Source organism: Seonamhaeicola sp. (assembly GCF_028281565.1).
Taxonomy (GTDB): Bacteria; Bacteroidota; Bacteroidia; order Flavobacteriales; family Flavobacteriaceae; genus Seonamhaeicola.
In genome coordinates, this window is the sequence record NZ_JANQJQ010000041.1 from 119,807 (window position 1) to 144,191 (window position 24,385).

14 protein-coding genes are annotated in these 24,385 nt (G+C 37.9%); 10 read left to right on the top strand and 4 right to left on the bottom strand.

The annotated features are described in order from the left end of the window. From Q0983_RS16545 to Q0983_RS16560, 4 genes are read right to left on the bottom strand one after another with little or no spacing between them, the layout of a single operon-like run. The gene (locus tag Q0983_RS16545; protein WP_299555866.1) at positions 1–1,494 is read right to left on the bottom strand and encodes a sulfatase-like hydrolase/transferase; all 1,494 of its coding nucleotides are present in this window, start codon (positions 1,492–1,494) and stop codon (positions 1–3) included. Positions 1,495–1,505: 11 nt separating this feature from the next. Further along, complete coding sequence (locus Q0983_RS16550; protein WP_299555868.1) at positions 1,506–3,986, bottom strand: sulfatase-like hydrolase/transferase; 2,481 nt, start codon at positions 3,984–3,986, stop codon at positions 1,506–1,508. Positions 3,987–4,005: 19 nt separating this feature from the next. Then, entirely contained in the window at positions 4,006–5,610 is a 1,605-nt protein-coding gene (locus Q0983_RS16555) for an alpha-L-fucosidase (RefSeq protein ID WP_299555870.1), read from the bottom strand. A gap of 22 nt (positions 5,611–5,632) precedes the next feature. Continuing rightward, positions 5,633–7,126: a sulfatase-like hydrolase/transferase gene (locus Q0983_RS16560; protein ID WP_299555872.1), complete on the bottom strand. Its 1,494-nt coding sequence runs from the start codon at positions 7,124–7,126 to the stop codon at positions 5,633–5,635. Between the two features lie 576 nt (positions 7,127–7,702). Here Q0983_RS16560 and Q0983_RS16565 point away from each other — a divergent pair. From Q0983_RS16565 to Q0983_RS16610, 10 genes are all read left to right on the top strand, one after another. Beyond that, on the top strand, positions 7,703–9,109 hold the full coding sequence (locus tag Q0983_RS16565; RefSeq protein ID WP_299555874.1) for a sulfatase-like hydrolase/transferase: 1,407 nt from the start codon (positions 7,703–7,705) through the stop codon (positions 9,107–9,109). Positions 9,110–9,143: 34 nt separating this feature from the next. Beyond that, on the top strand, positions 9,144–11,714 hold the full coding sequence (locus tag Q0983_RS16570; RefSeq protein WP_299555876.1) for a hypothetical protein: 2,571 nt from the start codon (positions 9,144–9,146) through the stop codon (positions 11,712–11,714). 19 nt (positions 11,715–11,733) lie between these two features. Beyond that, positions 11,734–13,281: a sulfatase gene (locus Q0983_RS16575; RefSeq protein WP_299555878.1), complete on the top strand. Its 1,548-nt coding sequence runs from the start codon at positions 11,734–11,736 to the stop codon at positions 13,279–13,281. 236 nt (positions 13,282–13,517) lie between these two features. Beyond that, positions 13,518–14,933 carry a glycoside hydrolase family 28 protein gene (locus tag Q0983_RS16580; protein WP_299555880.1) on the top strand — a complete coding sequence of 472 codons (1,416 nt, stop codon included), beginning with the start codon at positions 13,518–13,520 and terminating at the stop codon, positions 14,931–14,933. Positions 14,934–14,946: 13 nt separating this feature from the next. Continuing rightward, positions 14,947–16,359 carry a sulfatase gene (locus Q0983_RS16585; protein ID WP_299555882.1) on the top strand — a complete coding sequence of 471 codons (1,413 nt, stop codon included), beginning with the start codon at positions 14,947–14,949 and terminating at the stop codon, positions 16,357–16,359. Between the two features lie 109 nt (positions 16,360–16,468). Then, on the top strand, positions 16,469–17,968 hold the full coding sequence (locus tag Q0983_RS16590; protein ID WP_299555883.1) for a sulfatase-like hydrolase/transferase: 1,500 nt from the start codon (positions 16,469–16,471) through the stop codon (positions 17,966–17,968). A 29-nt stretch (positions 17,969–17,997) separates the two neighbouring features. Beyond that, positions 17,998–19,395, top strand: a complete 1,398-nt coding sequence (locus tag Q0983_RS16595) for a sulfatase-like hydrolase/transferase (protein WP_299555885.1) — start codon at positions 17,998–18,000, stop codon at positions 19,393–19,395. Positions 19,396–19,581: 186 nt separating this feature from the next. Then, a complete protein-coding gene (locus tag Q0983_RS16600) occupies positions 19,582–21,126 on the top strand; it encodes an arylsulfatase (RefSeq protein WP_299555887.1) in 1,545 nt (514 codons plus the stop codon). A gap of 105 nt (positions 21,127–21,231) precedes the next feature. Next, positions 21,232–22,761: an alpha-L-fucosidase gene (locus Q0983_RS16605; protein ID WP_299555890.1), complete on the top strand. Its 1,530-nt coding sequence runs from the start codon at positions 21,232–21,234 to the stop codon at positions 22,759–22,761. A gap of 94 nt (positions 22,762–22,855) precedes the next feature. Further along, complete coding sequence (locus Q0983_RS16610; protein WP_299555892.1) at positions 22,856–24,349, top strand: sulfatase; 1,494 nt, start codon at positions 22,856–22,858, stop codon at positions 24,347–24,349. Positions 24,350–24,385 lie beyond the last annotated feature (36 nt).

Consider the following 24,385-nt stretch of genomic DNA (forward strand, 5'->3'; position numbering starts at 1 on the left):
TTAGTTTCCGTCTTTAGGGTCTAAGTTTTTCACATCAGCGTGTCTAATATCTATTGGGCGCAGAAAAGGGTTACGGGCGGCAGGCATTTCATTACGAAAGTTGATATACGCTCCAAAGATTTCATCCATAACTTCTGGGTTCTGTTTCATAACGTTGGTGGTTTCACCAATATCGTTTTCTAAATCGAATAAATAATGTTTATTGTCTTCTATAAGCAATTTCCATTTCTCCATTCGGGCAGCCCCCATGCGGTTAGCGTACCAAAACAGGGCCTTATGTGGGTCTTCTTTATAATCTCCACGCATCCAGGGAAGTAGGTTCACGCCATCTAAATTTGTGTATTCCGGGGTTTTTACATCAGCCGCTGCGCAAAGTGTTGGGTACAGGTCTAATGTAGAAACAGGGTTGTCAATTACTTTACCATATTGCAATTGACCAGGCCATGATATAATATATGGAATGCGGATGCCGCCTTCCCACATAGTGCCTTTGTAACCGTTTAAAGGCTTGCATTGCCCAAGTAGATGATAGGGTGTTTTTTTAGGCCACCATGAAGGTATGTTTAGATGAACCGGATTGGCAGGACCGTTATCACTTACCAAAGCAATGATGGTGTTTTCACGTAGTTTTTCTTTTTCAAGAACCTCAATGATTCTACCTATATTTTCATCAATGGAAATGGCCATGGCTGCGTATAATTGCATCACCTCAGACTTTAAATGACTGACCATTTTTTTATGCGATTTTTTTGCATGAAACGGAGAGTGTACGGCATTAAAAGCCAAGTATAAGAAGAACGGCTTGTCCTTGTTTTTCTGAATGAATTCTACACTTTGACGGCCACAGCGGTCTGTTAAATATTCATCGCCTTCGCGTTCTGGTCCCCACATCATCATCTGGAAGCCTCCTTTTGGTTTGCGTACCCCATCAACACCTTTATAGCTCCCATCTGCCTCGGGGAAATAATTTGCTCCTGCCGAGGTTAGAGAAAACTCATAATCGAAAGACGTTTCAGGGTATCCTTCCAAATTGTATTTACCTACAATAGCAGTGACGTATCCTGCATCTGAAAACGCCTGATTAATATGTTTGTGTGCTTTTGGTACAATGGTTTCTCTTTCGCGATGTTGCAGCTTATAAGTATCATGATTCCACTGAATTCCGAAGCGCTGTTGATAGCTGCCGGTTAGCAAACCATGACGACTTGGGGAACATACTGGGGCAGAAACATAGCCGTTGGTGAATTTGATGCCTTCATTTGCAAGTTGGTCAATATTTTCAGTTTTAAAAGCAGTACCTCCGTAACAGGATGGGTCGGTATAACCCATATCATCAATATTGATAATGATTACGTTCGGCCGTTTTAAAACGTTTGATTGCTTGCTTTGAGCATTTACTACTGTTGCCGTCCCTATAAGCAACCACAATAATGTGCTTATAAAAGAATGGAATTGTTGGAGTTTTATCTGTTTAAAAATTAATGCTGGTTTCATTGCTTATTCTTTTACTTTCTCTTTAACCCTTCTACTAATGCTTTACTGGGTTTTGGTTCTGATAATGGGTATGGTTTTCTAAAAACGGTTTCTTGGTCATCTTGTGTTTCCATCCAGTCATTTAGTTTTTGCTTTAATCTTTCAATTTCAGCTTTATAGTTTGAATCGTTGATAAGATTATTTTGTTCATTGGGGTCTGTATTGAGGTCATAGAACTCCTCGGCAGGGCGTTGGTAATATTTAGAAACAATTTGTGCCGCTCGCTTATCATGTTTGGCAACTTCATCCCATGAATCCCAATAGGCTCCTGCGCCATCGTTTCTTAGTATGTCTGAATGGTTGGTGTGATAGTAATCGGGCAGTAAGTTTTTGATGTATTTATATTGCGGGGTTCGCACACTTCTAATGGGATAGATATTAAAATAGCCGTCACCACTATGGGTAGTAAAGATTTCTTTTCTAAAAGCATCCGTTTCACCGGTCAGCACATTTGCAAACGATTTTCCATCTAAGGCATTTGGTGTTTGAGAACCGGTAATATCGAGTAGGGTAGGAAGGATGTCAATCCAACTCACCATAGCCTTGGTGCGTTTTCCTTCCGGAATTTTTCCTTTCCATTTTACCACCAAAGGCGTCCTTATGCCATCATCGTATAAATTCCATTTTCCGAAAGGCCATTGTGCGCCGTGGTCGCTTGACATTAAGGTGATGGTGTTTTCTCCCAAAATGGTTTCCAAAAACTTAAGGTTTTTACCCATAGTTTGATCAAAGCCCGTTACATCAGAATAATATCTGCCCCTATGTTCCCGTGTTTCTTTTGTGTCGATTAAATAATCTGGTAAGTCTACTTTGTTTGGGGCGTATATGTTTTCTTTGGTCCATGATACGTGTGGCCTTCGGTCTCCTATCATCACGCAAATAGGACCGTCTACTTTAGTATCATTGAAAAACGCCTTAACAACTTTATCTAGGTTAGCAGATTTAATATGGAAATGTTCCCAGCCATGTGGGTTATCCTTTTTACCATGGGCAATCTTCCCAAAAGAATAAATTTTATAACCGTTTTTTTGGAGTTGTTTTGTTAGAATTTCTACGTTTGGTCCTGGATAGGTATGATTGGCCTCAGCTCCGTTTCGAGCAGGCATTAAACCGGTTAGCAAAGCGGCACGACTAGGAGCACAAGCAGGCGATGCTATAAAGGCATTTTCAAAAACCATCCCCTCATTGGCTAATTTTTGCAGGTTAGGGGTTTTCACCACTATGGCACCGTTAAAAGAAACGTCTTTCCAGCCTAGGTCGTCGGCTAAGTATATTATGATGTTAGGTTGTTCGTTTGTTTTTTTTCGTTTTGCAAATTTTGGTTTGGTACTTGTTAATGCCTTGATAAGGTCAATTTCCTTTTGGCTATAAGGAGTACCATCCTTTCTGAAAACATCGTGAAACCATTGGGCTGGTTCAGAGGTGTACGTTTTCTTCCACGAATCCCATGGGTAAATGGTTTGGGATTTACCACTAAACAATCCCCAATTGTAGGCTGCGACATTGTTTTTATGGAAAATGGGTAAAATAGCTTCAAAAGTAGAACCAACCGAACGTGCCATATATTCGGTACACATTATGGGGCGGTTGTATTTTTGCAATCCCTTGACCATACGTTTCGTTTCTTCCGGCCCTTGATAACTATGGAATGAAATAACATCTGAATTTTCAAGGCTGAATTTTTCGATGGCATCGGGGGCTTTCAACCATGTTGGTTTGCCCCAAACACCGACGGTTAACGGTTGGGACGGATTTATTTCACGAGCCCATTCAAACGACTTTTGAAGTAGTTCGAAAGATCGTTTTAATTTCTCCTCTCTGGGTAAGTCTGGCGCTTTACTGCCGCCTCCAAAATTACCGGCGTTAGCATTGTCGGGTTCATTGAACATATCCCATATTAAAATGCGCGCATCATTTTTATATCGAGATAAGACAGATTGTACGTAATCTTTTAATTCATTTTGTTTATTGGAATCAGAAAGGATTTCTCGCCCTGGTGATTGTACCCAACCTGAGTTATGAGTATGTGGCGTAGGTTCTGGTTGTTTCCCCATTTTTGGATAAGGGTTCCAAACGCCATCAAAAAACACCAGCATTGGTTTAATACCATATTTTTCCGAGATTTCTAGAAATTTGTCAACCCTAGAGAAAAAGCCCTCCTTATCCTGTTTCCATGCCAAATCATGTAAAAACACACGCATGGTATTCATACCTATTTCGGAAGTATGTTGGAGTTCGAAATCAATTCGCTCCTGGTCAAACGTATCTTCCTGCCACATTTCCAACTGATTGATGGCCGATGCGGGCACATAATTCCCTCCGGCTAGAAAAGAATATTGGTCATACCATGCATTTGCTCTTTCCGCAGTCCATCGTTCCTTAGAGTTTTGGTTCTTGCCACAGTTAACTAATAGTAGGGCCAATAGAATTATTATAAATATGTTACGTGTCATCCTTTTATAATTGTTAATGCTATTTAGCTGGTTTGGGGTTCATATGGTTTTTGAAAGTAATGCGCAATGGGTAGGCATAGTTGTAAGAAGGCTTTTTGGGCATTTTAATTTCCAAACCGTTCTTAGTTTGTTTGAACTTTAGTTTGTTCCCGGTACCCAAAAGTTTAATGGCCTTGATGTTTTTTGCATCAATATCAGCTAAAGACTTTATGGTTATTATTTCTCCCGGCCATTCTAAAACAGTAGCATAAAGAATATTATTTTCCTTATTTCTGGTAAAACGGATGTCTTCTTTTGTAGCAATGTATAATTGGTTGTTGTTTTCATTTCTTTCCTCCCATTTGCTTCCAATTTCACCAAAGACTTTATAGGGCCTTGTTTTATAAACGGCTTCTCCACAAACTTTCAACCAATCTCCTAACTCGTACATCATTTGTTTTTGTTCTTCTGGGAAAGTACCATCGGCTTTTGGAGCGAATGATAACATTAAAACACCTCTTTTACTTATGATGTCCATTAATTGGTCAACAATCATATTGGTTGGTTTAATAGGTGTTCCAGCTACAAATCCCCAGTTGTGGTCATCATAAACGCAATCGTCGGTTTGCCAAACCATATCTGCTATGGTTTTCATACCGCCTCTTTCAAAATCCTTTACGGCAGTGCCAGCTTTAAAAGCGTTGCTTTTGTAATTAAGAACAACACCGGGATTCCCAAAAGTACCTTGTCCTGTTTCCACTGCATGGTTATAATAGAAAGCCCCAAATGCTTGTTTTCTAGAATCCCATATAGACGGGTTGAACCCCCAATCGAAATAGTACAGATCTGGGCTGTACATTCCAGCTAATTCTTTGGTTCTTTCTAACCATCTATCCATATCGCGCTTGCTGGGTCTAATAAAATTTTCATTTCGTTTGGTTTTTTTTACCCAAGAAGCTTTAGTGTCTTTTGCGGTATATCTTACGGTATCGGCGCTTTTTTGAATGATAGGGTTGCCATATAAATCTTCATTTTCTTTATTTATAGCATCGTATCTATTAATATGATTCCAGGAAAAGAAATCATAGTTCCAAGCGGTATGGTTGGAAACCCCAAATTTTAAGCCTTTTTTTCGAACAGCTTCTGCAATTTCACCAACCAAGTCTTTTTTTGGGCCCATATTAACCGAATTCCATTTTGATAATTTGGTGTCCCACATACAAAATGAGTCATGGTGAGCTCCCATCATGGTAAAAAACTTGGCGCCTCCTCTGACGCATAGTTCTGCCCATTCATTGGCATTAAAGTTTTCGGCTTTGAACATCGGAATGAAATCCTTATATCCAAATTCATCTGGACTGCCATAGGTTTTATTATGGTACAGATGCGTTGCCAACCCCTTACTGTTGTTAGAGCTTTGGCCTAGTTGAGAATACATCCATCGGCCATACCATTCTGCTGCATGATTACCTTTAAAAGCTGGAACAGAGTATACGCCCCAATGTACCCAAAACCCTAACTTGGCATCTTCATACCATTCTGGGGCCGTGTAGTTTTGTAAAGACTCCCAATTTGCCTCATACTTTTGGGCATTTATTGTTAGTGATAACAGGATTACGCTTATGGTTAATAACTTTTTTCTCATGAGGTGGATGCCGGTATTTCGCTTATTGTTTTTGCTTCCTTTTATTTTCCGTTTTTTTTAGCTGCTGAAGCCTTCCTTTTTCATCTAATTTATTTTTATTGGTTTCTAAGGCTTTCCAACTGTCTACTGGTTTAAAAGAGGGGTCATTATAATCGGCTCCCGAATGACTTTTTTGAATACTGTTAAAAATAGACAGTAATTCATTTTGCATTTCAATTACTTTTTTGGAGTGTTGCGAGGCAATATTATTTTTCTCTTCATAGTCATTAGACAAATCGTATAATTCTTTATGAGGAAATACTAGTTTGTAATTGTCTTTAATTAATGAAGAAATACCACCAAAATAACGAAATGGAATAGATTTAGAGCGTTGTTTTTTATGGCCAATTATAATGGGTAGAATGTTTTCACCATCAATAGGACGGTTGTCCGGCATATCATAACCTACAATATTTTGAATGGTAGGGAAATAATCCAAAGTAGATAGAATAACATCAGACGTAGTTTCCGATTTTATTTTTCCTGGCCATACGGCAAAGGCAGGTACTCTAACACCGCCATCATATAAGCTACGCTTTCTTCCTCTTAAACCTTTGGTGGTTCCAGCGGTTCTACCTTTTGCACTACCTCCTTCTGGACCATTGTCTGAACAAAAAAATATTAAAGTGTTATCTAATGCTCCTGTTTTTTCTAATAAGGAAACAATGCGCCCTACTTGTTCATCCAATTCGGTGATGCATCCATAAAAGTGGGCGGCTTCTCCGTAGCCCTCATACATTTTTAGATATTCAGGGCCGGCTTCAACTTTTGCATGAGGTGCATGAAACCAAACTACAGATAAAAAGGGTTTGTTATCGTTGATGGCTTTTTCCATAAATGGAATAGCTCTGTCCATAACTACGCGCGAGACCCCTCCTAATAAGCTTGGTGAATTCGGGTCTAGGGCAACACCATTTTCGTAAAATGGATTGTTTTTTGCTTGTTTCCCTAAACTAGGATTCCAAGTGCTAATAGCAGATTCCGTTACAAAACTAGCATCGTAATTGCGTAACCAAGGTGGTGCAAAGTTGTCTGCAGGCTTTCTAGATTTTCCTTTTGCAGAAGTTGTTTTATTTAGGGTTCCTAAATGCCATTTTCCAAAATGACCTGTGGTGTAACCTTTTTCTTTTAAAACCTTGGCAAGTGTGATTTCTTGGGCTGGTAGATGGCCTTTGTTTGCGCTGTAGATACCATATCTATCATGGTGCCTTCCCGTAAGTACCGTTCCTCTTGTTGGTGAACAAACGGAATTACCGGAGTAAAAGTGATTTAAAATCATACCTCTTTTTGCCAGGGCATCTAAATTTGGGGTTTTAATAATGGTATTACCGTTAAAACCGGTATCTCCATAACCCAAATCATCTGCCATCATTAAAATGATATTAGGTGTGCTTACTTTATTTTGTGTATTTCCAAAAATTGTTGAAAACAGACAAACAAGAAATGGTGCAATGAATTTTAATTTATGAAATAGCATGGTCATGGTGTTTTTATTTCGTTTTTTGTGTTAGATGTTCTTATATAATGTGTTTGAGAAAACGTCTTTTAAGGTGAAATTTAATTTGATAATTGTTTGATAATTAAATGATTAATTTGATTGTGGAATTTTGAATTATAAAATTATTGTTTTTGATTATATAAACTGAGGCGGCTGAACACTAAGTAGGTAAGAAATGAGTTGGATTTAATGAGAAATGAGTTTTAAATTAAAGTGAAAGGGTTATTGAGCGAAAAAACTTTCAAAAATTTTATCTTTCTGTTTTAGGCATTGGGTAGTAATTTGAGCGTGTTCCAAATGAACTTTTATGATATAGTCAAAAGTTGCAAACCAAATTATCTTTTGGCCAAATATTGCCAGTTTAAGAGGAAATTAGTAAACCTTTGAATATTCTAATGCATAAAAAAATAATCCATCAAAATTTATATGCCCCTTGTTTCATTCGCATAATACAGCTTTATAAAACTCATATGTGATAATATTCATTCGGTTTGATACCTCTTACTACTTAGGTCAGGATTAATTTTACACTGAACAAAAAATACATTTTTTAACATGAATAAATTAAGTGTAAAATGTTTGACTATTGGCATTATTATTATGGTGCAATTTTTTACCCTGGGCATATCTGCTCAGGATAAGCCAAATGTGATTATAATTTTAGCGGACGATTTGGGTTATGCTACAACTGGAGCCTTTACCAATAAATCAAGTAAAGTAGATACACCAAATATAAACCGTATTGCAGAGGAAGGTGCGAAGTTTACAGATGGCTATGTTACAGCTTCGGTTTGCGGGCCATCAAGAGCAGGTTTGCTAACGGGGAGATACCAACAACGTTTTGGTATTTATGCTAATTATGATACCCAAAGAGGCCCGGGCGTTCCCGCATCAGAGAAAGTCATTGGTACTTATTTTAAAGAAGCTGGTTATGCCACAGCGGCCATTGGTAAATGGCATGTTGGTGTTAAGCAAAAAGGGCAGCACCCAATAGATAGAGGTTTTGACAAGTACTATGGATTTAATAGTGCACAAACCGATTACTTTAACTCCTCCATTCTTTTTGATGGAAAAACAAAAGTTAAAAAGCATAAATACTTAACATTTCAATTTACGGAAGAAGCCGTTGGTTTTATAGAAAAGCATAAACAGAAACCATTCTTCATGTATTTAGCTTATAATGCGGTTCACGGACCAAATCAAGCACCAGAAAGCTATATAAACAAATACATTAAAAAAGGAATCCCTAAGAGAATGGCAACGCAAATGGCTATGATAGATGCCTTAGATGAAGGTGTTGGGAAAGTATTGGATGCACTTAAGGCTAATGGTTTGGAAGAGAATACACTTATATATTTCTTAAGTGATAATGGCGGTTTGCCATCTTGGTGGAAAGGAAGTAATGACCCTTGGAAAGGTTTTAAAAGAGAGCAATGGGAGGGAGGGAACCACGTGCAGTTTTTAATGAAATGGCCAAAAGTGATTCCAGCTGGTCAAGTACGTAATGAAACCGTTTTTTCACTTGATATCCTAACCACAAGTTTGGCAGCAGCTAATATTGATTTACCCAAAAACATTGCATTGGACGGTAAAAATATCTTATCCGTATTCAAGAGTAAAAAGACTAAAGAAATTCACGAATCCATCTTTTGGGCAGGCTCTCATGTGGAAAGGTCTGGAGGCGCTCATAAAAACGCAAAAAAATTACCTTACCCTAAAGACAACGCCCCGCCGGCTTGGGCAGTAAGAAGCGGCGAATGGAAACTTGTTCAGATGATGGAATTTGGTGCGTCTAAACTTTATAATATAAGAAAAGACCCTGCTGAGTCTACAGATGTCTACGTATCAAATAAAAAAGTAGTTAAAAAACTAACCCAAAGCTTTGCAAACTGGTTTAAAGATATGTCTAAACCGGTGGCCTGGGATGACCAGTATTACGAGCAGTTAAAGAGTATAAAATAATAGCAATAAAGACATGTTAAGTAAATTAATAAAAATGAATTTTTCGAAAATAGCAGTTGTATTATTATTAGTAACGGCCAGTGCGCATTCACAAAAAATTTTTTTCAAGAAGCTTAAAACTGAAGATGTGAAATCAGACCCAGGTATGGTTTGGCAACAATTCGGCCCCGGAATGAGCGGGAATAACAAATCGGCGTTCTGGCACCCAAACGACCCTAAAGCTTTATATATTTCTCCCAATATGGGTAATTCATATGCTTCATTTGATGGCGGTCATACCTATCAAACCGTTCTAGATGAAGATGCCAGCAATGTGAAAACAGGGTTAAGAGGACCTAATGAGTTTGGGGATATGGATTTTTCCAGACAGTCTGATTATTTTGGATTTTCTACAGATTTAAAATTAAAAGGACTCTATGTTACAGGAAATAAGGGTAAGACATGGGTGCCTCATAAGGTATCGGCAAAAACCTTTGGAAAAGCTTATTTGGCCTCTGTGGCCGTTGATCCTAAAGATGACAATGTTTGGTATGTAGGTGCAGGTCGTATGGGCTATATCGGTAAAATTCTATTTTCAAAGGAAAAACCGCATGGCACCTATACAGATGATGGCAGTCAGCAAAAAATTTGGAAAAGTACAGACAAGGGACAAACTTGGTTGCTCATTAAAAAAGGATTGCATCTGAAAGCCGAAGTTCAAAAAATAATTGTAGACCCTGTTAATTCAGAAGTACTTTATGTTTCCACGAACTACGGATTTTATAAAAGTACTAATGGCGGGAAATCCTGGAATCAAAAAACGAAAGGTTTAGATACCGATGTGATTCGATATTTAACCATCCATCATGATAAAAATACTGGCAAGAGAACCTTGTTTTTAATAGGCAGCGTGGAATGGGAAGCTGATGGGAAAACAATGAAGGACTCAGTAGGAGGTGTGTTTAAAAGTACAGATGAGGGGGAAAGCTGGCAAAAAATCAATGGTGATTTAGCTCTAGATTTAACCCAGTTTTCAAAAGATAAAAACATTAAAAAAGGCTATTACAACAATTTGGCCTATTATTTAGGGGTTAAGAGTAAGGAGGCTGTTGAAAAGTTTCCAGAATTGCCCAAAAGTATTACACAGCGTTTTACCCAAATTTCTGTAGATCCTAATGATGTGAATAACTTATATCTCATCAATATGTACTCGAATGCCTCAAGAAACAACTTTGCCCCAGGGTCAATGTGGCGTAGTAAAGACGGAGGTAAACATTGGTATATTACCTTTAGAAATGGTAAGCGTTGGAACAAAGGAAAGGATATAGCATATTGGAAAAGCAGAAATAACCCTATTGGCACCAACGTATCATACTTGCATCTAAATCATTGGGAGAATAGAGACGATTACGACCGTAAAGCCTGTAATTTTGCCAAGTTTAATGCAGACGGAACCATTTTGCACGCACAGGTTGCCAAAATATCACTAATGTCTTATGATAAAGGAGAAACCTGGATTGATATAGATGACGTACAAACCAATCCTAATGAAGAGAGTTACATTGGGGCTGGAAACAGTAATATGCCCGGACATGGGTTTTATCAAGACTCAAGATTTCCTGGAAAAGTATATTGTATGGCTGGTGAAAATACGTTGTGGGTTACTAATGATGAAACGAGTTCTAAAAGACCCGATGGCCAATCGGCAACATTCCATAACTTAATAGGAGCAGAGGCCTCGCTAAGTGCCTATGCCATTCATCCCAAAGATGTGAATAAACATTATGCCATGTTTTTCAGGCAACATGAAAGAGGGAGTTTAATGCGTTCAACAGACGGCGGTAAACACTGGGAACGCCATGGTACGGCTATTCCAAAATGGGAAATAAAGGCTTATAGCGGCGACCAACCAGTGCATCAATTAAACTTGATTTTTGATGACGGGAATCCGGAAATCATGTATTTCAACGTGCCAAAATCAGGACGGAGTATGGAGTATGTTGGCAATAGTGAAGTAGGCTTTGGGGTCCATAAGTCTATCGACGGAGGTGCCACTTGGAAACAAACCAATACGGGCTTGCCAGATAATCCAGATGTTTCTACGGTTAGAAAAGATCCCAATAATCCAAACGTTTTGTATGCCACGGTTCAAGGTAGAAAGGGCGGATTATTTAAATCTGAAAATAAAGGTGAATCATGGAAGAAGGTGAGTGGTACGATCAAAATTGCGGCTAATACAGGAATTAATGATATTCATTTTGCCAAGGATGGAAATATTTATATCACAGCTGGTTTTAAAACTGAAGATATGGACAATGGCGGATTATGGATGAGTGAAGATAATATGAAAACTTGGAAACGCATTTTTGATTATCCGTGGGTGAATCGCGTGGAAGTAGCTAAATATGATACAAATGTGATCCTAATTTCAACTTTACCAAACAATGCAGTAAAAGGAAGAAATGCCGGGACGTATTTGTCAAAAGACGGTGGAAAAAATTGGATTAAAATAAATAAAGGAAACGGGCAATCTGATAGGATTAATGATATTGCTATTGATTATACGGTTCCAGGTAAATATTATGTCTCTACCTACGGAAGTGGATTTTATGTAACCAAAGAATAATTGAAAAAATTACAGCGAAATGAAATCTATAAACATGAGAAATAGCATTATACTTTTGGGGTTTTATTTAAGTCTAACTTGTGCTTTACACGCTCAAGACCGTCCCAATATTATCTTTTTGTTATCCGATGATCAAACAAGTATCGCTACTGGTTGTTATGGGAATGACCAAGTGGTAACCCCCAATATGGACAATTTAGCTGAAGATGGTGTCATGTTTAAAAACCATTACAATACCACGGCTATTTGTATGGCCAGCAGGGCCACAATAATGACAGGGATGTATGAATACAAAACGGGCTGTAATTTTTTACACGGACCTTTACATCCAGAAAAATTTAAAAAATCGTATCCCGTTATTTTGAGAGAAGCAGGTTATTATACTGGGTTTGCAGGTAAATTTGGCTTTGCGGTAACCGAAGGAAATGACTGGACTGAAAAAAGTATGGATGTTATTCCCAAAGATGCTTTTGATGTTTGGGGAGGAGGCCCGGGACAAACAAACTACAGTACGGCTAAAAACGAATCCATTGCCCATTATGCCGAAAAATATCCTCATAGCACTCGGGCTTATGGTGCTTGGGCGAATGATTTTATAAAGTCCGCAAAGCAATCAGGGAAACCATTTTGTATGTCCATCAGCTTTAAGGCACCGCATTTACCATTTACGCCGGATGCCTATTTTGACTATGTATACAAAGGGAAAACATATAAAAAGCCCTTGAATTATGGAATGGAAAACGCAGCACATTTATCGCCTCAATCAAAGGCAGGGCGTCAATATAATGAATACACGTTTTGGCGTGATTCCGAAGAAAGTTATCAAGATGCCATTAAAAAATACAATCAGTTAATTCATGGGGTAGACTATGCTTTAGGGATGATTAGAAAGTCTCTTAAAGAGCAAGGAGTAAGTGATAATACCATCATCATTTTTACGAGTGATAATGGTTATAGTTGTGGTGCTCATAATTTTGGAGGCAAAGTGTTTCCATACGAAGAGGCCTCAAAATCACCTCTAATTGTCTACGATCCCAGGGAGCCCCAAAATAGGCGTGGTAAGGTTGTTGAAAGTATTACGGGAAATATTGATATAGCACCAACCATTTTGGAATACGCCGGTATTAAGCCGTTGAAAAATATGGATGGGGAAAAATTACAATGCATCATTAAAAAACCTCAAAAGTATAGTAAGCGCATATTAACCTTAACTAATATGTGGGGCAATGATGAGATTCAGGAAATGTCTGTAGTAACCAAAGACTGGAAATACATTTATTGGCAATATTCAGATGATAGAATGCAACCCACTGAAGAGTTGTTTAATATTGGTAATGATAGAATTGAGATGAATAATTTAGCTAAGCTATCAACTTACGAAGGTCAGTTAAATAAGATGCGAAAGCTTTATGACAAGGAATATAACTACATGGTCAAGCATATGATGCTAGGGAATGACTATCCAAAGTATAAAGTGTTATTTGATAGAAATGCCGTCTTAGCTGACAAGAAAGCATTCTTAATAGGAACCTATAAAGAAATGAAGGCCAAAAAGAAGAAAAAATAAACTCGGGGGAAATTCTCTATTATTAAAACTACTTATATCGTTTAGAAAATACTCGAGATGGTTTTATTCCCTCGGCTTGTTGCTCCCTTTTTCTAAGAAAAACTCATTTATGATGTAATGCCTAACATATGTGGATAGTTTCTACCTGATAACCTAATACTTTTGGAAAAGAACGAAAACGAAGCTATAAAAAAGTTGAATGACTAACTGAAAATATATAATAGAAATTCTGAATTATGAAAAAACTATTGGTCTTAGTCTTGTTAAGCGTTGGTTGCGCCAGTGCCACTAAAGAAAAAGTTTTTAATATCAAAGATTATGGTGCTAAAGTAGATGGCAAAACAATAAATACTGAAGCCATTCAGGAAGCCATTGATGCCTGTAGTAAAGCGGGTGGAGGTACCGTACTTATTAGTGAGGGCTCGTATTTGTCAGGTACTATTTTATTAAAAGATAACGTCGACTTAAAGATTGAAGAGGGTGCTACGCTTTTAGCCAGTCTCAACCCTAATGATTTTCCACCTGTAGAACCATTTATTGATGCTACCGGACAGTTTAGAGGGCAATGCCTTGTAGGTGTTATTGACGCGAAAAATGTGTCAATCACAGGTAAAGGGACCATAGATGGTCAAGGAAAAATGTTTGCTCCCAAAGTCCTTAAAGAACGAATCAAAAAATTAGGGATTAAGCTTAAAGAGCCAGATTTAAGTGGTTTATTAACCGATACTAACCAATACGTTAGCAAAACAGTTAAAACAAATAACAGGCCTTTCTTAGTTCGTGTGGTCCGATCAAAAAATATAAAATTGACCGATATTAATCTCAGACAACCTGCGGCTTGGACCTTGCACTTCTTTCAAACGCACCATTTTGAAGTTGACGGTATTAGTATTTATAGTCATGCGAATAAAAACAATGATGCCATTGATATTGATTCAAGTACCCATGGCGTTATTAAAAACTGTACACTAGATTCTGGAGATGATGCCATTTGCTTTAAGTCTACCAGCCCAGAACCAACCACCAATGTTGAGGTGTACGATTGTAAACTAAGTAGCCATTGGGGAGCCATTAAGTTTGGAACGGAGTCTATGGGAGATTTTAGGGATATTGTTGTTAGAGACTGCTTTATCCATGACACCAAAGGAGGCGGCATTAAGGTACTGAGTGCGGATGGTGCTAAGGTAGAAAATATCCTTATTGAGGATATCAAGATGGAAAATGTTGAAATGCCAATCTTTATTAGACTTTGTGAAAGGCGCTTGGTCTATAGAAATGCCAAAAGAAAGCCAACGGGCAGTATTAATAATGTCACCATTAGAAATATTGAAGCTAAAGTTAGTGATAGGGATTCATTGAGGATGCCAGTGAGTACCGGATTTTATTTTTCAGGAACCCCAGACCACTTATTGGGGAAAATCAATATTGAAAATGTAAAAGTGGATTTACCAGGTGGCGCTACTTCAGAAGATGCTAAAAGAGTGGTTCCCGAAAATATTACCGAATATCCTGAGTTCACCAAATTAGGGCCTACTCCAGCTTACGGATTATTTGCAAGACATATTAAAAATCTAAGCATTAAAGATGTTTCTTTCTCATTACGTGATGAAGACGCGAGAGAAGAAATCGTTGAAATAAACACCAATAAATAATTAAAAAAACAACATGCGAAGCATCAAACAACTTATACAAATCACATTATTATGCTGCTCCATACTTTGTGTGGCCCAAAAAAATGAAAGCCCCAATATCATTATTATAATTTCAGATGATCAGGGCTGGGGAGATGTTGGTTTTAATGGAGGTACAGATATTCCAACAACCAACTTGGATCAATTAGCCAAAGAGGGCGTTGTTTTCAGTCAGGGTTACGCCTCCCATCCATACTGTAGTCCTAGTAGAGCAGGCTTGTTATCTGGTAGATATCAGCAAAGATTCGGGCATGAAAACAATCCTGAAAATATCCATCAAGGAGAAGATACCGTTATTGGCTTGCCAACGAGTGAGTTGATGATTTCAGAACTGTTACAACAAAACAACTATCAAACCTGCGCCATTGGAAAATGGCATTTAGGGAACGCCAGTAAATACTTGCCAATAAATAGAGGTTTTGATGATTGGTATGGCTTTAGTGGCGGCGGTCTGAATTATTGGGGAAAAACCAAGGCGGATAAGAAAGAATTAGGAGTAAAAAGAAATGGAAAATTAGTGCCAGAGAGTGAACTCACTTACCTAACTGATGACTTTAGTAAGGAGGCTGTAAAATACATTGATGAATACACAAAAAACGATAAGCCATTTTTTATGTACTTAGCTTATAATGCACCTCATGCGCCTATTCAGGCGACCAAAGAATATACAAATATGGTAAGCCATATTGAATACGGAGATAGAGCGGCTTATGCTGCTATGGTTGTTGGAATGGATGTGGGGATAGGTAAAGTAATTAATAAATTAAAAGAAACGGGGGCATATGAAAATACCTTAATTTTCTTTTACAGTGATAACGGTGGGCATTCCCATGGTGCCAGTAGTGCGCCATATAGGGGACATAAAGGTATGCTGTTTGAAGGAGGTATTAGAGAGCCTTTCTTAATCTCGTGGCCCAAAAAAATCAAGGGGAATCGAGTTTACGAAAAACCTATTATAGCCTTGGATATTTTCCCAACTATTCTATCGGCGGCAAATATTAAAAAACCTAAAACCAAAGAAATCGACGGTGTAGATTTAATGCCAATTTTAGAAAACAATGATAAAACACTTCAAGAAAGAACCTTGTACTGGCGTTACTCTAATGGTGAAGGTTACGCCGTTAGAGACAAAAACTACAAATTCATACGATCCTATTACAAAAAAGCTTCTTTCCTGTTTGATATGGATAAGGATGAGTTAGAACAACACAACATCTTGGATCAACATCCTGAAATTGCAAAAAGACTTCAGGAAAAGTACGAGCAATGGTCTAGAGATAATATAACGCCTTTATGGCCAGACGAGCACTTAGCTAATTGCGATAGGGAAGAAGGAAAACGTCAAGCCTTTATAGATAAGGCTATTTCCGGAGACAAAAACAAATAACAGAGCTAGAAACTCCCAATTATCAAATTTAAAATAGTAATTACGATTACGTTCCACCTGTTTAAAAATGACATTATTTCCAAAAACATAAAAACAAATGATTCACATTATGAGAAGACACTATGTACTGATTATTTTTCTATGCCTTTTAGCCTTTCAAGGTATTAATGCCCAAGACAAAGCTGGTAGGTTGAGCGAGTCGAAGCCCAATATAATAGTTATTCTAGCAGACGATTTAGGATACAAAGATGTAGGGTTTACAGGTTCTAAAGAAATATTCACGCCTAACCTAGACAAACTAGCTAATAACGGCGTGATTTTTAAGAACGGCTATGTTACCCATCCATTTTGCGGGCCTTCAAGAGCAGGATTGGTCACAGGTAGATACCAGGCAAGATTTGGATTGGAAATCAATTTGACCAATTCGCCTTTCGATATGTATAATGGTTTGCCTAAAACAGAACAAACCTTTGCAAAACGTTTGCAAAAATCTGGATATAAAACAGGGATTATTGGCAAGTGGCATTTGGGAGGCTCATATGGGTTCCACCCAAATAGAAGAGGATTCGACTATTTCTATGGCTTTGTTTCGGGTGGGCATAATTACTTTCCAGAACTCACCGAAAAGTACAGGCCCTTAATTGGTAAAAAAGGAGATCCGCTTTATGCAGCCAATGAAGGCACCAAGCAACCTTTAACGAGAAATGATAAACTTGCAGAGTTTGACGAATACCTAACAACAGCCTTAAGTAAAGATGCCGCTAGGTTTATAAAGGGAAGTAAGGATCAACCATTTTGTTTGTATTTAGCGTACAATGCACCTCATAAGCCTTTAGAGGCACCTGAAGATGTTATAGCCAAATACAAACACATCAAGGATCCAAATCGTAGAACTTATGCAGCTATGATTGACGTTATGGATCAAGGTATTGGTACTGTTGTGGATGCCTTGAAAAAAACAGGCAAACTTGAAAACACCCTTATTTTCTTTTTATCTGATAATGGGGGACATAGACCAGATAAGAAAGGATACACCTTTGCCGATAATGGGCCTTTTAAAGAAGGCAAAGGTAGTATGCATGAAGGTGGTAGCCATGTGCCGTTTATTTTACATTGGCCAGGAGGTAACCTAAAAACAGGGGAATTTGATGGCTTGGTATCGGCTTTGGATATTGCGGCTACGGCCGTGGCTTTAGGTAAAGGTGATACTTCTGGAAAACCTTTAGATGGTAAAAACTTAATCCCTTACTTAACAGGGGAAAAGTCAGGTTCACCACATGATGCTTTATTCTGGAGAATAGAAACCAACAAAGCTTTTGCCGTACGAACAGAACAAGCCAAGTTTTTATTGGAAAACTGGGGGAAAGACCCAAACCCTAAATTATACGATATGGAGAAAGATCCGTACGAGTCTACAGATTTATCTAATAAAGCAAAAAAAACAAGAGCTGAGCTAGCAAAATTATGGAATGATTGGAATAAGGGTAATAAAGCAAACATCTTCTTGCAAGCTGGAAAGTATCAAAAAACCAGATTGGAGCTGTATAAAAAACTTTATGAGGATTTGGTAAAAGAAGCTGAAAAGAAAAAAACACTCATTGTTGAGTAAAATATCGGTGACTTAATAAAGGGATAAAAATGAATACATCACTATTAAAGCTTTCAATGTTGCTTGCGCTTACAAGCTTGGTAGCCGTGGCTCAAAGCAAACAAACCAATATTTTGGTCATTTTAACAGATGACTTGGGCTACTCCACAACTAGTGCTTTTGCAAATCAAAAGAACGTAAGAATAGAGACGCCCAATATTGACCGAATTGCCAATGAAGGGGCAAAATTCACCAACGGATATGTCACCGCTAACGTATGTGGACCTTCAAGGTCTGGCTTATTAACGGGTAAGTACCAACAAAGATTTGGAGTGTATGCCAACCTTGATACCCAAAAAGGTCCTGGGGTTCCTGGTTCAGAAAAAGTAATGCATACCTATTTTAAGGAAGCAGGATATAGAACTGCGGCTATAGGAAAATGGCATATTGGAACAAAACAAAAAGGACAACATCCATTAGATCGAGGCATAGATACCTATTATGGTTTTAATAGCGCTCAAACCGATTATTTTAATTCCCCTATACTATTTAATGGCAAGGAGAAAGTTAAAAAACACGATTACCTAACATTTCAATTTACAGAAGAGGCCATTAAATTCATAGAACAAGATAAAAAGACACCCTTCTTTATGTATTTAGCATACAACGCCGTACACAGCCCTATGCAAGCACCTAAAGCCTATATTGAAAAATATTCAAAACAAGGATTCCCTGGTAGTGAAGCTAAACAAATGGCCATGGTCGAGGCTTTGGATGAAAGTATTGGAAAGCTATTGAATACACTTGAAAAAAACAATTTAGATAAAAACACATTAATCTTCTTTATGAGTGATAATGGTGGTTTGCCCGGATGGTGGATTGGTAATAATGCCCCCTGGAAAGGATTTAAAAGAGAACAATGGGAAGGTGGATACCACGTACAATTTATGATGAAATGGCCCGGAAAAATTCCTGCTGGTCAAGTACGTTCAGAAATGGTGTTTTCTTTAGATGTACTGACCACCAGTTTAGCAGCTGCCAATATTGAAAAACCTAAAAACACTGCGCTCGATGGTAAAAATATTCTACCCGTATTCAAGAGTAAAAAGAAAAAAGAAATCCATGAGTGTCTATTCTGGGCAGGTACCCATGTCGCAAGAAAAGCAGGTGGTAAGGAGAACATTAAAAAATTGCCATATAAAAAATCAGATGCCCCAGCAGCTTGGTCCGTTAGAACGGGAAAATGGAAATTGGTTCAAATGATGGAATATGGAAATGCCAAACTTTATGATTTAGATAAAGACCCTGCCGAAAACAATGATGTTTATAAGGACAATCCAAAAATTGTGAAACAATTATCTAAAGAATTCGCTAATTGGTTTAAAGATTTGGCAGAACCTTTTGAATGGAATAAAAAATATTATAACGAATTAAAGCAAATACAATAATTGATAGACACCCTTTATTTATGAAACTTTTAAAGATTGTGAGGGTGTTTTTAGTAATGAAGTCAATCTTGTAAAAATATATTCTTTACAAAACCTATTTGTGATATTTTTAAATTCTTTTGTGGCGTTTCTTCTTAGGTATAATAAGGAAATTTGCTTTACTCAAGTAAATTTTTAGATATGAAGATGAAAACCTGTTTCTCCGCTTTACTTTTAGTCCTTTTTACTTTAGGACTTATAAGTGCGCAAAACCCCTCTAACGCAAAACCAAACATTATAGTTGTATTGGCAGATGATGTAGGTGTTGGTGACATTTCAAAATATAGAAGATTACACAATCCTAAAATCATTATTGAAACACCAAATATTGATAAGTTAGCCGAAAACGGCATGATGTTTACCAATGCCCATGCGCCGGCGGCTTTATGTGCTACGTCCAGGTATTCCATCATGACCGGGAATTATAATTATCGTAGTCCGTTACCATGGGGCGTTTGGGGTGGCTATTCCAAAGGTGTTTTTACTGAAGAGACGCTAACCCTGGGCAGATTGATGAAAAATGCCAATTACAATACCGCTTTTATTGGAAAATGGCATTTAGGAACAGGTTTTAGGGATAAAAGAAACCCTGAAGAAATCTACAACCCAAAATCAGATAAAGATAAATTCAGTATTAATGTGGATATTACAAAAATTGTAAGTGATGGCCCTATGCAAAATGGTTTTGATTATAGTTTTAATTTACCATCAGGAATTCAAAATGTACCTTATGCAGCTTACGAAAATGATGAATGGTACCCTTTAAATAAACATTCTTTGATAGGAATTATAGATAAGGAGTACGCTAACAGACATGGTTTTACCTTTGATAAGAAAGAAGGTTACGGAGATTCCATGTGGCAGCCTAGCGAAATAGGACCACTTATAGCCAATAAAGCTGTGAAATTTATTAAGGATAACTCCAATAAGGATAAGCCGTTCTTTATGTATTACTGTTCTCAGGCAGTTCATGGTCCGCATGCTGCACCAGAAGAAATTGACGGAATAAAGATAAAAGGAACCACACCATCAAAACATCTAGATATGGTTAAGGAGTTGGATGTTCAAATAAAAATGTTAGTAGATGAATTAAAGCGACAAGGTGTTTATGAAAATACCGTATTCATCTTTACTTCTGATAACGGCGGACTCCATATAGACGGAGATACTTGGAATGCCAGACACGAGTCCAGTGACATTTATAGAGGATGTAAAAATGATCCTTATGAGGGCGGGAGCAGAGTGCCATTCATCGTGTCCTGGCCTATTAAAATTAAAGGGCAAACTAAATCCGATGTACCGGTATTGGGAACTGATATCTTGGCAACCATTGCGGCCATTTCGGAAACCAAAATTGAAAAAGGCCAGGCTTTAGATTCCTATAATTTATTGCCTTTCCTTAGTCAAAGTAAAAGAACCAAATCACGTGCTCACATCATGCTACAAGGAGGTTCTCATAAAGAAGTGATGATTATTAAAGACGGTTGGAAATTAATCATTCAGGTAGATAAAAAAGATAAAACCAATAAAACACGAACGCCTATAGCTTTGTTCAATTTAAATAAAAACATTTGGGAACATGAGGAATTCAATTATATCAATAATCCAAAATATATAAAAAAAGTAAAGAGTCTTCTTGAATTATACAGTGATACAAGGGATAGTGGCGTGTTCACTGGAGCTCATTTTTAAGTAAAAAAGCCTATTTAACCTATTTGTTATAGTTTTTGAATCTTTTGTCACATTCCAATTAAAGAGAATTCAACAATTTTGTTTAAGTCAACTTAAACAGTACACATGAAATCATTAAAATTGCTTTTAAAATTGTTTGCTTTCCTATTTGTTATAGGGAACCTAACGGCTCAGGAAAACTACAAACCAACCTGGGAATCTTTAAAAAAACACAGAGCCGTACCCCAGTGGTTCGCTAACGCCAAACTGGGTGTGTACTTTCATTGGGGGGTGTACTCGGTACCGGCTACAGATGGCGAATGGTATCCTCGTTGGATGTATGTTCCGGACCGTGACCCTAACCTTTGGGGAGGCAAAGTATATAAAAAGCACCGCGAGCATTACGGGGAAGACTTCCATTATCATGATTTTATTCCTATGTGGAAAGCCCCTAAGTTTGATGCCAAAGAATGGGTAGATATGTTTGAAGGGATGGGGGCTAAATTCATTGGGTCTATTGCAGAACATCACGATGGTTTTTCCCTCTGGAATAGTGAGGTGAATGAATGGAATTCAGTAGGTATGGGACCGGGAATTGATGTAGTAAAAGCCATTGGGGACGAAACCCAAAAAAGAGGCCTGAAGTTTATGGCGACCTTTCACCACGGGTTTCATAACATGTTCTATCCTAAACCTAATCAATCCTACTTACGTCCGGTAACCATAAATAAATACAATTACGTATACGAAAATTGTGAAGTGCCTCAAGACGAAAAATACAGGAACCTGTATTGTAACATGGATTATGCCGAAGCTCAGGATTTATGGCTAGGAAAGCTTAATGAGGTGATCGATGCCCATTGTCCGGATTATATCTGGATGGATTTCGGACAACGATTTATAACGGAAGATTATAGAAAGCAGTTCTTAGTAAACTATTTTAATAAGGCTAAAGCCGAAAACAAAGAAGTAGTTGTGAATACTAAGGGGGATTTCTTTCCAACGGAATTGGCGGTAGTGAATGTAGAACGTGCCACTATGGAAGACATCACTTCAGAAGTTTGGATTACCGATTTCATTTTGGGAAGCAGCTGGTGTTACAATAAAGAAAAAAGAACCGCTATAGATCCTGCCCAGGCTATTAGAATGTTAGCTGAGGTGGTTAGTAAAAATGGTGTGATGCTATTGTCTGCCGGCCCTATGGCAGATGGCACTATACCCGAAGAACAAGTAAAAGCCATGGAGGGTATTGGGGCCTGGATGAAACTGTATGGAGAATCCATTTATGATACCAAACCGTTTGTAACCTTTGGTGAAGGTATCACCGTTTTAAAACGAGATGAGGCCGATGCCTGGAATGAATATGGAGCCATTAAAAAAGGATTGAACCAGTTAAATGCTTCAGATATCAGGTACACTCGAAAAGGAGATGTGGTATACGCCATTCAACTCGGGTGGAATGAAAAAGAACCGGAAAGAACCTTGGGAGTTTTTGCCAATAAAGCCAAAGATTTAAAAATTAAATCTGTTTCAGTGTTAGGAAGTAAAGAGAAAATCAAATGGAAAAAAACTAAAGAAGGCTTACTTTTAAGACAGCCAAAACAAAAACCTGCGGAAGCTGACAAAGCTTTAGTTTATAAAATTGTGACAAAATAGTATTGTCACCCTGAACTTGTTTCAGGGTCTCACTAAAAAAATAGATGCTGAAACGAGTTCAGCATGACAGGTATTAACGAATTTCAAATAATAAATGAGAACCAAACTATTTCCACTTTTATTGATCCTATTAAGTTTAACTGCATATGCGCAGGAAAAGCCTAATATCATCTGGATCTTTACCGATGACCATTCCTACCAAACCATCGGCGCTTATGGAGGCCGGTTACAAGACCTGAATCCGACCCCAAACTTAGATAAGCTGGCCTCAGAAGGTATGATTTTCAATAAATGCTATGTTGAAAATTCTATTTGTGCCCCCAGTAGAGCTGCCTTATTAACCGGGAAGATGAGTCATATGAACGGCAAGTTCACCAATACCAAAAAGCATCCGTTTGACCATGACCAGCAGCAATTCCAAAAGATCCTTAGGAAGAATGGGTACCAAACCGCTATGATTGGTAAAATCCATTTAGATGGCAATATGCAAGGCTTTGATTATTGGGAAGTGTTATTGGGGCAAGGCTCGTATGTGGATCCGGTATTGCTGTCCGATAACGGAAAAAACCAGTATAAAGGCTATACCACAGATATTATAACAGATAAATCTTTGGATTGGTTAGAGAATAAAAGGGATAAAAGCAAACCATTTATGATGATGTTACATCACAAAGCACCTCATAGGGCGTGGGTGCCAAGTAGAGAACACATGAACTTGTATGAAGATATTGAGATTCCGGAGCCAGATAATTTATTCGATAATTACGATACCCGGACTACAGCGGCACATGGTCAAACCATGAGTATCTTAAGGGATATGAATCTGCATCGTGATTTAAAGATGACCGAACCGGAAAATGAATTTTGGGTCAAAAGAGGTATAGATGACAGGTTTGATGCCAGGCGTGAAAAATATAAAGACCTGGATTTAAAAGATGATGAACTACTTAAATTGAAGTACCAGATTTACATGAAAGATTATTTGAGATGTATATGGAGTGTTGACCAAAATATTGGCCGTGTAATGGCTTATTTAAAAGAAACAGGTTTAGATAAAAACACAATTGTTATGTACTCCTCAGATCAAGGGTTTTATATGGGTGAGCATGGTTGGTTTGACAAGCGTTTTATGTATGAAGAATCCTTTAGAACGCCTTTAATTGTGAAGTGGCCGGGACAAACCAAACCGGGAAGTGTCAATTCGGATTTGGTTCAGAATATCGATTTTGCCGAAACCTTTTTGGATATAGCCGGAGCGCCCATCCCGGATGATATGCAAGGGAAAAGTTTAGTGCCCATTTTAAAGGGCAAAACGCCTAAGGACTGGAGAGAGAGCCTTTACTATCACTATTATGAGTACCCCGGAGCACATTCGGTACGGCGTCATGAAGGTATCGCCAATAAGCGTTATAAACTGATCAGGTTCTATGGTACAGATGTGAAAGGTGAAGAAGAATGGGAGTTTTATGATTTGAAGAAAGATCCATCGGAAATGAATAATCTATACCTTCAACTTAAGGATAGCGGTAAAATTTCAGAAATGAAAAAGGAATTGTTACGGTTGAAAAAACACTATAAAGTCATATAAGAACAAGTCCTTGTCACACTGAGCGCAGTCGAAGTG

Coding starts and splice junctions, on each gene's coding strand:
- Q0983_RS16555 (WP_299555870.1), bottom strand. CDS start 5,610: ATGAGAAAAAAGTTATTAACCATAAGCGTAATCCTGTTATCACTAACA.
- Q0983_RS16545 (WP_299555866.1), bottom strand. CDS start 1,494: ATGAAACCAGCATTAATTTTTAAACAGATAAAACTCCAACAATTCCAT.
- Q0983_RS16610 (WP_299555892.1), top strand. CDS start 22,856: ATGAGAACCAAACTATTTCCACTTTTATTGATCCTATTAAGTTTAACT.
- Q0983_RS16605 (WP_299555890.1), top strand. CDS start 21,232: ATGAAATCATTAAAATTGCTTTTAAAATTGTTTGCTTTCCTATTTGTT.
- Q0983_RS16595 (WP_299555885.1), top strand. CDS start 17,998: ATGAATACATCACTATTAAAGCTTTCAATGTTGCTTGCGCTTACAAGC.
- Q0983_RS16560 (WP_299555872.1), bottom strand. CDS start 7,126: ATGCTATTTCATAAATTAAAATTCATTGCACCATTTCTTGTTTGTCTG.
- Q0983_RS16600 (WP_299555887.1), top strand. CDS start 19,582: ATGAAAACCTGTTTCTCCGCTTTACTTTTAGTCCTTTTTACTTTAGGA.
- Q0983_RS16570 (WP_299555876.1), top strand. CDS start 9,144: ATGAATTTTTCGAAAATAGCAGTTGTATTATTATTAGTAACGGCCAGT.
- Q0983_RS16590 (WP_299555883.1), top strand. CDS start 16,469: ATGAGAAGACACTATGTACTGATTATTTTTCTATGCCTTTTAGCCTTT.
- Q0983_RS16580 (WP_299555880.1), top strand. CDS start 13,518: ATGAAAAAACTATTGGTCTTAGTCTTGTTAAGCGTTGGTTGCGCCAGT.
- Q0983_RS16550 (WP_299555868.1), bottom strand. CDS start 3,986: ATGACACGTAACATATTTATAATAATTCTATTGGCCCTACTATTAGTT.
- Q0983_RS16565 (WP_299555874.1), top strand. CDS start 7,703: ATGAATAAATTAAGTGTAAAATGTTTGACTATTGGCATTATTATTATG.
- Q0983_RS16575 (WP_299555878.1), top strand. CDS start 11,734: ATGAAATCTATAAACATGAGAAATAGCATTATACTTTTGGGGTTTTAT.
- Q0983_RS16585 (WP_299555882.1), top strand. CDS start 14,947: ATGCGAAGCATCAAACAACTTATACAAATCACATTATTATGCTGCTCC.